Annotated in this window: 12 protein-coding genes; 5 read left to right on the top strand and 7 right to left on the bottom strand. The window is 68.5% G+C overall.

Annotated elements, in window-relative coordinates:
* Positions 1 to 19: 19 nt before the first annotated feature.
* A complete protein-coding gene (locus tag C7H84_RS14175; protein ID WP_121859378.1) occupies positions 20 to 1,615 on the bottom strand; it encodes an MDR family MFS transporter in 1,596 nt (531 codons plus the stop codon).
* A gap of 120 nt (positions 1,616 to 1,735) precedes the next feature.
* Between C7H84_RS14175 and C7H84_RS14170 the strand changes: the two genes are divergently transcribed.
* Positions 1,736 to 2,578: an EcsC family protein gene (locus C7H84_RS14170; protein WP_121859377.1), complete on the top strand. Its 843-nt coding sequence runs from the start codon at positions 1,736 to 1,738 to the stop codon at positions 2,576 to 2,578.
* Here the strand turns inward: C7H84_RS14170 and C7H84_RS14165 are convergent.
* The 5 genes from C7H84_RS14165 to C7H84_RS14145 form a co-directional block, all read right to left on the bottom strand.
* A complete protein-coding gene (locus C7H84_RS14165) occupies positions 2,548 to 3,510 on the bottom strand; it encodes an alpha/beta hydrolase (RefSeq protein WP_121859376.1) in 963 nt (320 codons plus the stop codon). The genes C7H84_RS14170 and C7H84_RS14165 overlap by 31 nt on opposite strands.
* A 119-nt stretch (positions 3,511 to 3,629) precedes the next feature.
* Positions 3,630 to 4,064, bottom strand: a complete 435-nt coding sequence (locus C7H84_RS14160; protein WP_121859375.1) for a CHRD domain-containing protein — start codon at positions 4,062 to 4,064, stop codon at positions 3,630 to 3,632.
* Between the two features lie 392 nt (positions 4,065 to 4,456).
* A complete protein-coding gene (locus tag C7H84_RS14155; RefSeq protein WP_121859374.1) occupies positions 4,457 to 5,230 on the bottom strand; it encodes a class II aldolase/adducin family protein in 774 nt (257 codons plus the stop codon).
* A gap of 256 nt (positions 5,231 to 5,486) precedes the next feature.
* Positions 5,487 to 7,109: a phospholipase D family protein gene (locus C7H84_RS14150; protein ID WP_121859373.1), complete on the bottom strand. Its 1,623-nt coding sequence runs from the start codon at positions 7,107 to 7,109 to the stop codon at positions 5,487 to 5,489.
* A 307-nt stretch (positions 7,110 to 7,416) separates the two neighbouring features.
* Complete coding sequence (locus C7H84_RS14145; protein WP_121859372.1) at positions 7,417 to 8,133, bottom strand: FadR/GntR family transcriptional regulator; 717 nt, start codon at positions 8,131 to 8,133, stop codon at positions 7,417 to 7,419.
* 133 nt (positions 8,134 to 8,266) lie between these two features.
* Between C7H84_RS14145 and C7H84_RS14140 the strand changes: the two genes are divergently transcribed.
* Genes C7H84_RS14140 through C7H84_RS14125 form a run of 4 tightly spaced genes read left to right on the top strand, consistent with a single transcriptional unit; the run spans position 8,267 to position 12,983 of the window.
* Entirely contained in the window at positions 8,267 to 9,067 is an 801-nt protein-coding gene (locus C7H84_RS14140) for a (Fe-S)-binding protein (protein ID WP_121859371.1), read from the top strand.
* Positions 9,064 to 9,789 carry a lactate utilization protein C gene (locus tag C7H84_RS14135; protein ID WP_121859370.1) on the top strand — a complete coding sequence of 242 codons (726 nt, stop codon included), beginning with the start codon at positions 9,064 to 9,066 and terminating at the stop codon, positions 9,787 to 9,789. Before C7H84_RS14140 ends, C7H84_RS14135 begins: the two co-directional genes overlap by 4 nt.
* The gene (locus C7H84_RS14130; RefSeq protein WP_121859369.1) at positions 9,786 to 11,231 is read left to right on the top strand and encodes a LutB/LldF family L-lactate oxidation iron-sulfur protein; all 1,446 of its coding nucleotides are present in this window, start codon (positions 9,786 to 9,788) and stop codon (positions 11,229 to 11,231) included. The genes C7H84_RS14135 and C7H84_RS14130 overlap by 4 nt, the downstream gene beginning before the upstream one ends.
* 51 nt (positions 11,232 to 11,282) lie before the next feature.
* The gene (locus C7H84_RS14125) at positions 11,283 to 12,983 is read left to right on the top strand and encodes a lactate permease LctP family transporter (RefSeq protein ID WP_121859368.1); all 1,701 of its coding nucleotides are present in this window, start codon (positions 11,283 to 11,285) and stop codon (positions 12,981 to 12,983) included.
* Positions 12,984 to 13,109: 126 nt separating this feature from the next.
* Here C7H84_RS14125 and C7H84_RS14120 read toward each other — a convergent pair whose 3' ends face one another.
* On the bottom strand, positions 13,110 to 13,871 hold the full coding sequence (locus tag C7H84_RS14120) for a M48 family metalloprotease (RefSeq protein WP_121859367.1): 762 nt from the start codon (positions 13,869 to 13,871) through the stop codon (positions 13,110 to 13,112).
* Positions 13,872 to 14,002 lie beyond the last annotated feature (131 nt).

The following is a 14,002-nucleotide window of genomic DNA, read 5'->3' as shown; positions in this document are numbered from 1 at the left end:
CGTTCAATCGGTGAATCGGTCAATCGGCCGCGACATGCGGTTCGATCTTGCGCCGCAGCGCGATCGGCGGCACGCGGCGGCACTGCCACACCGACACCACGGCGACGACGGCCGCCATCGCGACACCCAGGTGGATCGCGCCGACCAGCGATTCGCGGGCCGCTTCCAGCAGCAGCGCGCCATTATGCCCGGCGCGGGTCAGCTCCGCGACCAGACCGCCTTGCGCGGCGCGGTCGATCAGGATCTGCGGATCGGCGAGCCGCGCATGCCACTGCAGTGCGTGGTCGCTCGACAGCGCATCGCGCACGCCGCTCGAATACAGCTGGTTGACGAGCGTGCCCGTGAGCGCGGTGCCGACCATCCCGCCGACCATCCGCAGCGACTGCAGCAGCGCGGTGGCAATGCCGAGGTGCTCGCGGCCGGCCGTCTGTTGCGCGAACACGGTGAGGTTCGGCAGCACGAAGCCGAGGCCGATTCCGCCGGCGACCATCAGCGCCATCAGCACCCAGGTCGGCGTGGTGTGGGTCGACACGACGATTCCCGCGCACGCGATCGCGAACAGCACGAAGCCGACGTGCAGCATCGCGTTCGGATTGCGGATGCGCGTGACGACGCGGCCGTTCATGATGCTGCCGATCGTGATGAACACGACGAGCGGCGTGATCACGAGCCCGGCCTCCTTCGGCGACATCCCGAAGCCGCCCTGGAACAGCAGCGGCGCGTAGAACAGCAGCGAGAACATCGAGAAGCCGGCGAGGATCGCGAGCACGAACAGCGCGGACAGCGCGCGGTTGCCGAACATGTCGAACGGCAGAATCGGCTGCGCGCAGCGCTTTTCCCACTGCCACAGCCCGATGCCGGCGCCGACCGCGACGACCAGCAGCAGCGACGCCCAGCTCATCACGCCGTACTTCGGCAGCCATTCGACGAACAGCTGCAGTGCGCCGAGCGACAGCGCGATCAGCAGCGCGCCGGGCCAGTCGAGCCGCATCTTGCGCTCGTGTTCGACGTGCCGCAGGTGCGGCAGATAGCGCCACACGAAGAACAGCGACAGGACGCCGATCGGCAGGTTCACGTAGAACACCGAGCGCCAGCCGAACGACTGGGTCAGGAATCCGCCGAGCGACGGTCCGACCGCGTTCGCGATGCCGAACGCGGAACTCATCAGCACCTGCCAGCGCAACCGTACGACGGAATCGGGAAACAGGTCGGGAATGCACGCGAACGCGGTGCCGACCAGCATCCCGCCGCCGATCCCCTGCAGGCCGCGCGCGAGCACCAGATACAGCATGTCGTTCGCCATCCCGCACAGCACCGACGCGGCGGTGAACACGACGATCGACGCGATGACGAACGGCTTTCTGCCGTAATAATCGCCGAGGCGGCCGAAGATCGGCACGGTAATCACCGAACTGAGCAGGTACGAGGTCGCGACCCACGCGTACAGGTCGAAGCCACGGAGTTCGGCGACGATAGTCGGCAACGCGGTGCCGACGACGGTCTGGTCGAGTGCGACCAGCATGGTGACGAACGAGATCCCGATCATCGCCAGCAGCGATTCGCGGAACGGCAGGAGTTGCCCGCTCGAATGGTGGGCGGCAGTATGGACGGCCATTTTTTGTCGACGCAACTTTTGACGAGTCAAACAATCTCAAAATTCTAGCACGCCGGAGTAATCTAGGCTGGCGACGGTTTGGGGCCGATTCTGGGGCCGCTTCGGCCGCAAAGGAGAGTGATGGAACCGATTTCAATCACGCCTGCCGCGACGCTGTCGCCGGAGGACCAGGACGCGCTGCGGCGCGCGAAACAGGTGCTGGAAAGCCCGTCGTTGACGATGAAGCTGACGAAGGTGCTGGGCGCGCCGGTCGAGAAGATGATCGCGCGGCTGCCCGATTTCGCGACCGGCAAGATCAACGACGCGACGCAGCTCGCGCTGCGCAAGTGCCTGAACATCGCGCTGCGCACGCTCGGCAAGCCGCAGACCCCCGACGCGGAGCCCGAGAAGCCGAGCAACCTGCTGCACAAGCTCGCGGTCGCGACCACCGGGGCCGCGGGCGGTGCGTTCGGCTTCCTCGCGCTGCCGGTCGAACTGCCGGTGACGACGACGCTGATCTTCCGGTCGGTGTGCGACATCGCGCGCAGCGAGGGCGAGGATCTCGCTTCGGTGGATACGCAGCTGCAGTGCCTCGCCGTGCTCGGGATGGGCGGCACCCCGGACAAGGACGCGGAAGACGCCGATCTCGGTTATTTCGTGCTGCGCGGCGCGCTCGCGCAGGCGATCTCGAAGGCGTCGTCGGACATCACGACGAAAGGAATCGCCGCGCACGGCTCGGCGGCGGTGTTCAAGCTCGTGCAGACGGTCGCATCGCGCTTCTCGGTGCAGGTCACCGAGCAGATGGCCGCGAAGTCGATCCCGGCGATTGGCGCGGTGCTTGGCGCGACCGTCAACACGCTGTTCATCGACCACTTCCAGCAGATGGCGCACGGCCACTTCACCGTGCGCCGGCTCGAGCGCAAGTACGGCTCGGTCGCCGTGAAGGCCGCGTATCAGGCGATCGACGGCTCGCCCGCGCGCTGAACCGCCCGCTCGACCGCGACGCCGCGCAGGAACGCGGCCGCCCGGTCGAGCGCGGCGCGTGACTCCGGCACCATCGGCGTGTACAGCTGCCACACGTGCGGCATGTCGGGCCACACCTCGAGCTCGACCGGCACGCCGGCCGCCTTCGCAAGGTCCGCCACGCGGCGCGCATCGTCGAGCAGCACCTCGGTGCTGCCGGCCTGGATGAAGAGCGGCGGCAGCCCGGCAAAATCCGCATAGAGCGGCGACGCGTACGGATGCGTCGGCGACGCGTCCCCCAGATACAGCTTCGCCGCCTTCGGCAGCGCCGCGGCCGAGAACATCGGGTCGCGGCCGTCGTTGCTGCGCATCGTGCCGCCGGTGCCGGCCAGATCGGTCCACGGCGAGAACAGGATCGCGCCGGCCGGCAGCGGTTCGCCGCGGTCGCGCAGTGCGACGAGCGTCGCGAGCGCGAGGCCGCCGCCCGCCGAATCGCCGCCGACCACGATCGATTCGGGCGGCGTGCCGAGCGCGAGCAGTTGCCGGTAGGCGGCAAGCGCGTCGTCGAGCGCGGCCGGGAAGCGGTTCTCGGGTGCGAGCCGGTAGTCGAGCGAGAACGAGCGCACGCCCGCGCGCTTCGTGAGCCCGAACACGAGCGGCCGATGGGTTTTCGTCGAACAGAAGTAATAGCCGCCGCCGTGGAAATACAGCAGCGTGCGGCCCGGCCCGCGCGACGCGACCGTATCGGTGCGTTCGAGCCATTCGCCGCGCAGCGGCGCGTCGGCGGCGCCGTAGCATTCGCGCAGCCGGTAACCCGACGGCGCGCGGCGCGGCACGTACATTCTGAGGTCGGTGAAGCGGCGCGCACGCGCAGGATCGAGCACCGGGCGCGTGGTCTCGGGGCGAAACTGCCAGCGCAGCAGCCAGCACGCGAACTTGCTTTGCCAACTCATCGAACGTACTCCGTGATCGCAGTGCGACGATGGTACGTGCGATCGTCGCCGCGCCGCTCGACGGGAGCCTCTATATCAAACGCCGGCGCGCGGGCCGCCGGCCGTTCGATTCACCGGCGTCAGTTCGCCGGCATCATCTGCCCGCGAATCTCGCCGGACGGATGCTCCTTCGTGTGCACGTTGAAGTACCACTTGCCGCCCATCAGGTCGGTGACCTGCGCATCGGTGAGCTCCTTCGAACCCTTGATCGGGCTCGCGAGCTGGTCCTTCGGAATCGGCACCTGCACGCCGGCGTTCTGGCCGACCGGCGCGGGCCCGTGGAAGTGCGCGGCAGTGGCCGGCCCCGTGAGGTGTTCGTAAGTCGCCGTCCACTCGAGCATGTGGGTGGCCGTGTCGTAGGTCGCGGCGACTCCGCCGGAGCCCTTCGTCGTGGTGGGCGGCACCTCGCTCGACGGTTGCAGGCTGGCGGACAGGCGCACCGTTTCGGCGGCGGCACCGCCGGCAGCGAGCACGCCCGCGAGCAACGCCAGCTGGAGCAAACGCAACTTCGGCATGAATCCTCCTTGTACGACGTGGTGCGCCGCCCGGCCGGGGACGCTTCATGATGGTAGTCGATCGCCGCCGTTCCGGCAGCCCGCCGGTCATCCGCCAGCCTGCCTGAACCTGGAAGACACCTTTGCAGCGGAAACCCTGAATCCGCGCGCGGCCTTTCGCTACACTTCGTCTCACAGTTGCTTGTTTCCTTCGTCCGAAGGAGTCTGCGAGTATTCACGCGGCCAGCCGGCCGCGTTTTTTTTGCCCGCACCGCCCGACATATCGGCATGCCGACATGCCGACCTGCGGCCGGCAAATTCCGCTTGTTTCCCCGCCGCCGAGCATCACGAATCAATGTTCGTCATGGCGATCGAATTCGATATCGTGCCGAGAGCGCATCGACACCGCACCCTCATGCGCGATAGCCGGGATCGATACGATCGACGATGCGCTGCAACGCGTCGAACGCATCCTGCCCCGCACCATGCTTCGGATCGAAATTCAACGAATCGCGTACACAGCCCTCGAGCACGGGCGGTGCGATCGCGAGCGCATCGCCGATCGCGTGCGTCGCGACCTGCACCTCGCATGCGCGATTGAGCAGCCACATCAGCGAGAAGGTCTGCGCGAGCGTCGCGCCGATCGTCACGGGACCGTGGTTGCGCAGCAGCAGCACGGGCCGCCCGCCGGCGCTGTCGACGATGCGTCGGCCTTCCTCGAGATGCACGGTAATGCCCTCGAAGTCGTGATACGCGATCTTCCCGTACAGCTGCGCCGAATAGAAATTCGAGAACGACAGCCCGTCACGCGAGCAGCACACGGCCATCGTCGGCGTCGTGTGCACGTGCATCACGCAGTGCGCGTCCGGGAGCGCCGCATGGATCGCGCTGTGGAACGTGAAGCCCGCCGGATTGATCGGCCAGTCGGAGTGACCGATCACGTTGCCGTCGATGTCGATCTTCACGAGGTTCGATGCGCACACCTCGCGGTAATGAAGCCCGAACGGGTTGATCAGGAAATGGCCGTCCCCGCCCGGCACGCGCAGCGAGATATGGTTGTAGATCAGTTCGGTCCAGCCGAGATGGTCGAAGATCCGGTAGGCAGCCGCGAGCTGCACGCGCGCCTGCCATTCGGCTTCGGAGAATCGGGCAGGACGCGTGAACGGCTGGTTCGGTACACGTTGCATGGGGTACTCCGGTTGCGGGCGGGCGCGGCCGCATGGGCGGCGGCGCGCATCGTCCCTCGTCTCCTGGCGGCGCGCGCGGCATGGGCAGCGCGGATCGCGCGTACGGCTCGCGCGGCGCTCGTTCGGCACCGCTCCGGCCCGCATTGCGCGTGCTGTCCGGCGGCACCCTTCACGATACGAATATCGTTGCGCACACAACCATATCACCTTTCCTCGCGCACCGGTATCGCAGGTTTGGCCTGAGACGTTCCCGCCCTTACAACTGATCGTCGACCGGCAGCAGCGTGAAAATGCCCGTCATCACGTTGCGCAGCAGCCCGGCATGCGGGTCGACGTGGTAGGTGGTGGTCTGACCGCCGTCGGCACTCGTCCATTCGAGCGCGGGCGGGCTGCCGTCCGCCTGCTTGGCGAGCGTCACCCGATAGCTTTCGTCTGGCTGCGTGACGCGCGCGAAGATCGCCGCGGCCTGCTGTGCGAGCACCGGGCTGTGGATCACGAGCGCGAGTTCGGTGTTCAGGTTCGCGGAGCGCGGGTCGAGGTTCAGCGAGCCGATCACCAGGATTTGCCGGTCGATCACGTACGCCTTCGCATGCAGGCTCGCGCGCGAGCGGGAACCGAACAGCCGCGGTGGCGCCTGGTCGGGTTGCGACTTGAACTCGTACAGCTCGACGCCGCGCTGCAGCAACGGCACGCGATACGGCGCATAGCCGGCCTGCACCGCAACCGCGTCGGTCGCCGCGAGCGAATTCGTCACGATCGCGACGCGCACGCCGCGCGCGGCCGTATCGCCGAGGACCTTCACGCCGGCATCGTGCGGCACGAAGTACGGCGAAAACGCGAGGAACTCCTTGCGCGCGCCGCGCGTCAGGTCGGCCAGGCGCTGCATCGGCGGGCTCACGTAAGTGCCCGTCGGCCGCGCGACCTTGTCCGGCGCATCGACCTTGAATTCGGCCGGCGCCCATACGAGCTCGAGTTCGTCGCGCGTGATCTGCCGTGCCAGCGGCGTCGCGTTCAGCGGTTTCGCGTTGTACGGGTCGGCGTTCTTGCGCCAGTGCTCGCGCAGCTCGTCGCGCATCGCGTCGAGATCCTTCGGCGCGAAGGTCTGATGATTCAGCGCGCGCAGCGGATAGCTGCTCGCGCTCGCCCAGTAGTCATCGAAGCTCTTGGAGATGTCGTGGGTCACGGGGCCGGCCGCGAGCACGTCGAGATCGCGAAACTGCAGCGTCGGGCTCGCACTGAAGTATTCGTCGCCAAGATTGCGGCCGCCGACGATCGCGAGCTGGTTGTCCGCGATCATCGCCTTGTTGTGCATCCGGCGCGTGAAGCTGTCGATGCTCGTGAAGAAGTTGGTCGTGCGCTCGACCATGCCGCGCTGCGACGCGCCGAACGGGTTGAACACGCGGATCTCGATGCTCTGGTGCGTATTCAGCGCGGCCATCACGCGGTCGATATCGTGGAAGTTCAGGTCGTCGACCAGCATCCGCACGCGCACGCCGCGATCGGCCGCGTACAGCGCCGCGGCGAGCAGCAGCTTGCCGGTCGTGTCCTCGGTCGCGATGTAGTACTGCATGTCGAGCGTCTTCGTCGCGGCACGGGCGAGCGCGATGCGCATCTGCAACGCGGTGGCGCCGTCGGCCAGCAGCCGGAAGCCCGACTGCCCCGGATGCGCGGCTTCCGGCCCGGCCAGCGCATCGCGCAGCGGCGTCGCGGTATCGGCCGACAACGCGTGGGAGACGGGGCGATCGAGCGAGGTGGCGGGCGGATGCGTCGCGCATGCGACGAGCGGCAGCAGCGCGCAGACGATCAGCGCGCGGGCCGGGCGGCAGGCGGCACGCCACGACAGCGCGGCCGGCGCGCGCCGGATCAAGGACGTGAGCACGGAAGCTTCCTCGACAGTCGGATCATCAATGGGCACGTAATCGCCGCGGCGCGCGGCTGACGGGCGGTTCCGGCCGATTCTAGTGGGCGCCCGATGGCCAGGTCAATCGCGCGGGGCCGCGCATGCGGCGACGCGCAGCCGTTGCTCGGGGCGGCGGGTGGCGGGCGACGGGCGACAGCCGACAGCCGACGGGCGGCCGGTGGCCGGTGCGGGCGCCGGGCAGCGGGTGACGGCCCCCAGGCAGCGGACCAGGGCCCGCGGTGTGCGAACGGCCGCCGGGCCGGTGGCGGCGCTGGCCCAACCAATCTCACGGTGCGTTGCCGCTTCGCTCGAAATGGCTGCGCACGTAGTCGATATGGGTCTGCATCGCGGTGCGCGCCTCCTCGGGCCGCTGCGCGCAGATCGCGTCGCAGACCACCCGGTGCTGCTGCAACAGCAGCTCGGACGCCTGCTCGTCGCACGTCGTCATCCCGGCGACGTTGATCGAGATGTGCTCGCGCAGCATCCCGATCACGCTCGTATGCAGGTGCAGGAACATCGTGTTGTGCGACGCGAGCGCGATCGCCTCGTGCAGCTTCGCGTCGGTCGACGCCTCGACGGCCGCGTCGTCGTTCGCATGCGCGGTTTCGAGCTCGCGCAGCAGCGTGCGGATCCGGCGCCGGTCGATCGCGTTGGCGCGCAGCGCGGCGAAATACGCGGTCGCGCCTTCGAGCACGCGGCGGAATTCGAGAATGTCGTCGCGCAGCGCCGGGTGGTCGGCGACCAGCTGACCCCACGGCGACGCGATGCCCGCGCGCAACTGGTCGGTCACGTACACGCCCGCGCCGCGCCGGCTCTGCAGCAGCCCGCGCGCAACGAGCCGCTGGGTCGCCTCGCGCACCGTGTTGCGCGCCACGCCGTACTGCTGCGCGAGCACGCGCTCGGCCGGCAGCCGCGCGCCGGCCGGCCAGGTGCCGTCGAGCAGCGCCGTCTCGATCTTGCGCATCACCGATTCCGTCCGGCCCCGTGCCGTCATCGCCGCCATCGTCGTGTCTCCATCCGAATGCCCGTGGTGCCGATTGGCCCAACCAATTTGAGCTGCGGTGCCAACGCGGGAATTATGCAGCGAAATCGTCGTCCCGCATTCGCATGCCGGGCCGTCGTCCCTGGAGCGAGACATGAACGAAAGGCACTACCCCGCTGTCGCCCCCGCGCACGTGTATCTGTTCGCGACCTGCCTGGTCGACCTGTTCGTCCCCGAAGCCGGGCTCGACGCGGTGCGCCTGCTCGAACGCGAAGGGCTGACCGTCCACTATCCGCGCGGCCAGAGCTGCTGCGGGCAGCCGGCCTACAGCAGCGGCAATCCCGACGAAGCGCGCCGCGTCGCGGCCGCGCAGCTCGACCTGTTCGCCGACGCGTGGCCCGTGATCGTGCCGTCAGGTTCGTGCGCGGGCATGATCCGGCACCACTGGCCGGCGCTGTTCGCTGACGATCCGGTGCACGGCCCGAAGGCCCGCGCGATCGCGGAGCGCACCTACGAACTCACCGAATTCCTCGTGAACGTGCTCGACGTGCGGCTCGACGGCATTGCCGCGAACGCCGGCCCGGACGAGCGCGTGGTGCTGCACACGTCGTGCGCGGCCCGTCGCGAGATGGGCACCCGCGTGCACGGCGTCGCGCTGGTCGACGCACTGCCGGGCGTCACGCGAGTCGAACACGAACGCGAATCGGAATGCTGCGGCTTCGGCGGCACGTTCTCGCTGAAGCACCCCGACATCTCGGGTGCGATGGTCCGCGACAAGGTCGCGTCGGCCTGCGCAACGGGCTGCGACCGGCTCGTGTCGGCCGACTGCGGCTGTCTGCTGAATATCGGCCACGCGGCGGCACAGGCCGGCGCGGCACTGCCCGTCGAGCATCTCGCGAGCTTCCTGTGGCGTCGCACCTCCGGTGCCGGCTCGCTGCGCGGAGATTCGCAATGAGCGCGCGCGCCGCAATCCTCGCGCGCCTGCGCGCCGCCGCGCCCGGTGTCGCCACGCATGCCGCGCCCGCGCTCGATGCGCGCATCGACACGCATTACGCGGCCCGGCGCGCGCAAGACGCCCTCGATCGTTGCGTGCTCGCGGAGAAAATGCAGGCCGCGCTCGCCGCATCGCATGCCGACGTCTGGTGCGCGAGCGCCGACGCGTGGCCCGCGCAGCTTGCCGCGCGTCTGGCCGACGCCGGCGTGCGCCGCCTGCTGCTCGACCCGACGCGGGCCGAATCCGCGGCCCTCGTGCAAGCACTGCCCGACTCCGTCGCGCCGGTGCCGTTCGACCGGCCGATCGACACGTGGAAAACCGAACTCTTCGACACGATCGATGCCGGTTTCACCGTCGCGCGCTCGGGCATCGCGGCCACCGGCACCGTGGTGCTCGCGCCCGATCCCGGCACGCCGCGCACCGTGTCGCTGGTGCCGCCGCTGCACATCGCGCTCGTGCATGCGAGCACGCTGCACGCGGACCTTCACGCGGCCGTGCACGCGGAGCGCTGGCACGCCGGCATGCCGACCAACGTCGTGCTGGTGTCAGGCCCGTCGAAAACCTCCGATATCCAGCAGACGCTGGCGTACGGCGCCCACGGCCCGCGCAACCTGTGGGTCGTGATCGTCACCGAACCGGCCGACGAACCGAACGCAACCGCCTGCGAGGACCTGCCGCGATGAGCGACCAACCGCTGCAATTCGTCGCCCCCGGCGACTTCAAGGCCCGTGCGCGCGCCGCGCTCGACGATCCCGCGCTGCGCCGCAGCTTCCGTGGCGCGATGGACTTCCTGCAGGACAAGCGCGCGACCCAGTTCCCCGACGACACGGAGCTTCAACAGCTGCGCGATCTCGGCGAAGCCGTGCGGCAGCACGCGCTCGCGCAACTACCCGCGCTGCTCGAGCGGCTGGAGGCGAAGCTGACCGCGGCCGGCGTACACGTGCACTGGGCCGAGACGGCCGCCGACGCCAATGCCATCGTGCTCGGCATCGCGCAGGCAAGGAACGCGCGCCGCGTGATCAAGGGCAAGTCGATGGCGAGCGAGGAAATCGAGCTGAACCATTACCTCGCGGAGCGCGGTGTCGACTGCATCGAGTCCGACATGGGCGAGTTCATCGTGCAGCTCGCGGGCGAGAAGCCGTCGCACATCGTGATGCCGGCGATCCACAAGACGCGCGGCGACATCGCCGAGCTGTTCGAGCAACACATCCCCGGCACGCGCTACACGGAGGACGTCGACGAACTCATCCAGACCGGCCGGCACGCGCTGCGCCGCGCGTTCGCGGAAGCGGACATCGGCCTGTCCGGCGTGAACTTCGCGGCTGCCGACACGGGCACGCTGTGGCTCGTCGAGAACGAGGGCAACGGCCGGCTGTCGACCACCGTGCCCGATACGCATGTCGCGATCATGGGCATCGAGAAGGTCGTCGAGAAGCTCGAGCACATCGTGCCGCTGTCGAGCCTGCTCACGCGTTCGGCCACCGGCCAGGCGATCACAACCTACTTCAACCTGATCTCGGGCCCGCGCCGCGACGGCGAGCGCGACGGCCCGCGCGAGCTGCATCTCGTGCTGCTCGACAACGGCCGCACGCAGGCGTACGCGGACGAACAGCTGCGCGCGACGCTGCAATGCATCCGCTGCGGCGCGTGCATGAACCACTGCCCCGTCTATACGCGGATCGGCGGTCACGCATACGGGACGACCTACCCGGGGCCGATCGGCAAGATCATCTCGCCGCACCTGCTCGGCCTCGACGCGACGGCCGACCTGCCGACCGCGTCGACGCTGTGCGGCGCCTGCGGCGAAGTGTGTCCGGTCCGGATTCCGATTCCGCAGCTGCTCGTGCGGCTGCGCACCGAGGCGAACCGCAAGCCCGACGAACCCGTCGCGCATCGGCTGCGCGGCCAGGGCGCGAACTACAGCCGCGCGGAAGACGTCGTGTGGCGCTTCTGGTCGGGCGCGTTCGCGCATCCGCGTGCGTACCGCGCGTTCCGCTGGGCCGCGACGCGGCTGCGCGCGCTGACGCCCGCGAAGCAGCTGGGCTGGACCCGGCACCGCACGCCGCTCGAGCCGGCGCCGCGCAGCCTGTCCGACCTGCTGCGCGCACGCGGCCAGCCCGAATAGACCATCCGCTTTCAAAACCCGTCCCGATAGAAATCCATGGAGGAGACAACCATGCAGGTTTGGCATCAGATCTACACGCCGCTCGGCAGCCTCGGGCTGTCGGCGTTCGTCGCCGCAATTCCGATCATCTTCTTTTTCGTCGCGCTCGCCGCGCTGCGGATGAAGGGGCACGTCGCCGCCGCGATCACGCTGCTGCTGGCGCTCGGCGTCGCGATCCTCGCGTACGGGATGCCCGTGCCGCAGGCGCTCGCGGCCGCCGGCTTCGGCTTCGCGTACGGCCTGTGGCCGATCGCGTGGATCATCGTCGCGGCGGTGTTCCTGTACAAGATCGTCGTAAAGACCGGCCAGTTCGACATCATTCGCGCATCGGTGCTGTCGATCACCGACGACCAGCGGCTGCAGATGCTGCTGATCGGCTTCTCGTTCGGCGCGTTCCTGGAAGGCGCGGCCGGCTTCGGCGCGCCCGTCGCGATCACGGCCGCGCTGCTGGTCGGCCTCGGCTTCAAGCCGCTGCACGCGGCCGGACTGTGTCTGATCGCAAACACCGCGCCGGTCGCGTTCGGCGCGATGGGCATTCCGATCATCGTCGCCGGACAGGTGACGGGCATCGACGCGTTCCACATCGGCGCGATGGCCGGCCGCCAGCTGCCGCTGCTGTCGCTCGCGGTGCCGTTCTGGCTCGTGTTCATGATGGACGGGCTGCGCGGCGTGCGGCAGACGTGGCAGGCCGCGCTCGTCGCGGGCGGCAGCTTCGCGGTCACGCAGTACTTCACGTCGAACCACATCGGGCCCGAACTGCCGGACATCACGTCGTCGCTCGTCAGCCTCGTGTCGCTCGCCGCGTTCCTGAAGGTCTGGCAGCCGAGCAGCGCGAAGCAGGCGACCGGCGGCATCGTCGCATCGGGCGGCGGTGCGGCGCTCGCCGGGTTCGGCGCCGGCGGCAACGGTTCGGGCACGCGCCGCCAGGCGTCGCCGTACACGCTCGCGCAGACCGTGCGCGCGTGGTCGCCGTTCCTGATCCTGACGGCCGTGGTCACCGTGTGGAGCATCGCGCCGTTCAAGGCGCTGTTCGCCGCGCACGGCGCGCTCGCGTCGACGGTCCTGAAGTTCCACGTGGCCGGGCTCGATCAGCTCGTCGTGAAGACCGCGCCGATCGCCGCGACGCCGAAGGCACTCGAAGCCGTGCTGAAGATCGACCTCGTGTCGGCGGTGGGAAGCGCGATCCTCGTGACCGCGCTGATCTCGATGGCGCTGTTGCGGATGAAGCCGCGCGACGCGCTGGTCACGTTCGGCGAGACGCTGAAGGAGCTCACGCGCCCGATCCTGTCGATCGGTCTCGTGCTGGCGTTCGCGTTCGTCGCGAATTACTCGGGGATGTCGTCGACGCTCGCGTTGATGCTGGCCGCGAGCGGTGCCGCGTTCCCGTTCTTTTCGCCGTTCCTCGGCTGGCTCGGCGTGTTCCTGACCGGCTCGGACACGTCGTCGAACGCCCTCTTCTGCTCGCTGCAGCAGGCGACCGCGCACCAGCTCGGCGTGCCCGAGACGCTCGCGGTCGCCGCCAATACCACGGGCGGCGTGACCGCGAAGATGATCTCGCCGCAGTCGATCGCGGTCGCGTGCGCGGCGACGGGCCTCGTCGGCAACGAGTCGGAACTGTTCCGTTTCACGGTGCGCCACAGCCTGCTGTTCGCGGTGATCGTCGGCGTGATCACGCTCGTGCAGGCCTATGTGCTGCCGGGGATGGTGCCATAAGCAAAGCGGTGCGGCCGCTTTCCGGGCCGCTGGAAAACGAAACCCCCACGCCCGCAAGAGCGTGGGGGTTTCTACCTGGACATCGTCATCGCGGGCACCGGATCACCCAGGCGCCGCGAACGGCGATCAGCTGCCCTTCGCGATGCGATCCTGGATGTGCTGCGCACGGCTCGCCGACGACGGGTGCGAGCTCATCATCGAGCTCTTGCCGCCATCGAGCTGCGCAAGCTTCTGGAACGCGGTGACGAGGCCCTTCTGGCTCATGCTCTTCTGCTTCATCAGGTCGAACGAGTAGTCGTCGGCCGCGCTTTCCTGCGTCTGCGAGAACTGCGCGTTGATGAACTTCTCGGTGATGTCGCCGAGCTGCGAGCTCGTCAGTGCCGCGACGCCCGGCGATGCCGCGCCGGCCGCGGTACGCGCCGCGCTCACCGCGTAGGCGGTCTGCATCGCCTTCTTCGAGTGACCGAGTGCGACGTGGCCCATCTCATGGCCGATCACGCCGCGCAGCTCGTCGTCGTTCATCATGTCCATCAGGCCGCTGTACACGCGCACGCAGCCGTTGCCCATCGCCCACGCGTTGACGTCCTTGGTCAGGTAGACCTTGGAGTTGATCTTCTGGCCGTTCAGCGTCATGTCGCCGAAGCCCTTCATCACCTTCGTCAGGCGCTTCGCGTATGCGCTGTTCGGCGCGGCGATCTTCGATTCGGCGTCGCTCGCCTTGCACGAGTCGTTCGACAGTGCCGCGATGTCGCTGTCCGACAGCGTCGCTGCCTTGAACAGGTTGGTCCCCGCCGACGTCAGGCTGTTCGCGTCGAGACTCTGCACGCCGCCGCATGCGCTCAACAGGAACGCCATGCCACACGCTGCCGCCGCTTTCTTGATATGCATCCCGGATCCCTCGGTAGTTAGTATTTGGGAGCGGAGATTTTGCATAATCCGGCAGAAAATTACCAGATGTTTACATCGTATGACAGGTCGATTACTCGTCAGCCCGGAACAGGCCGCGAAACGATTCACAC

The sequence above is a fragment of the Burkholderia sp. Nafp2/4-1b genome, assembly GCF_003635165.1.
Taxonomy (GTDB): domain Bacteria; phylum Pseudomonadota; class Gammaproteobacteria; order Burkholderiales; family Burkholderiaceae; genus Burkholderia.
This window is presented reverse-complemented; position numbering and strand designations above follow the sequence as displayed.

Excerpts from the sequence above, each read along its gene's own strand:
- C7H84_RS14175 (WP_121859378.1), bottom strand. The coding sequence starts at position 1,615 with ATGGCCGTCCATACTGCCGCCCACCATTCGAGCGGGCAACTCCTGCCG.
- C7H84_RS14170 (WP_121859377.1), top strand. The coding sequence starts at position 1,736 with ATGGAACCGATTTCAATCACGCCTGCCGCGACGCTGTCGCCGGAGGAC.
- C7H84_RS14165 (WP_121859376.1), bottom strand. The coding sequence starts at position 3,510 with ATGAGTTGGCAAAGCAAGTTCGCGTGCTGGCTGCTGCGCTGGCAGTTT.
- C7H84_RS14160 (WP_121859375.1), bottom strand. The coding sequence starts at position 4,064 with ATGCCGAAGTTGCGTTTGCTCCAGCTGGCGTTGCTCGCGGGCGTGCTC.
- C7H84_RS14155 (WP_121859374.1), bottom strand. The coding sequence starts at position 5,230 with ATGCAACGTGTACCGAACCAGCCGTTCACGCGTCCTGCCCGATTCTCC.
- C7H84_RS14145 (WP_121859372.1), bottom strand. The coding sequence starts at position 8,133 with ATGGCGGCGATGACGGCACGGGGCCGGACGGAATCGGTGATGCGCAAG.
- C7H84_RS14140 (WP_121859371.1), top strand. The coding sequence starts at position 8,267 with ATGAACGAAAGGCACTACCCCGCTGTCGCCCCCGCGCACGTGTATCTG.
- C7H84_RS14135 (WP_121859370.1), top strand. The coding sequence starts at position 9,064 with ATGAGCGCGCGCGCCGCAATCCTCGCGCGCCTGCGCGCCGCCGCGCCC.
- C7H84_RS14130 (WP_121859369.1), top strand. The coding sequence starts at position 9,786 with ATGAGCGACCAACCGCTGCAATTCGTCGCCCCCGGCGACTTCAAGGCC.
- C7H84_RS14125 (WP_121859368.1), top strand. The coding sequence starts at position 11,283 with ATGCAGGTTTGGCATCAGATCTACACGCCGCTCGGCAGCCTCGGGCTG.
- C7H84_RS14120 (WP_121859367.1), bottom strand. The coding sequence starts at position 13,871 with ATGCATATCAAGAAAGCGGCGGCAGCGTGTGGCATGGCGTTCCTGTTG.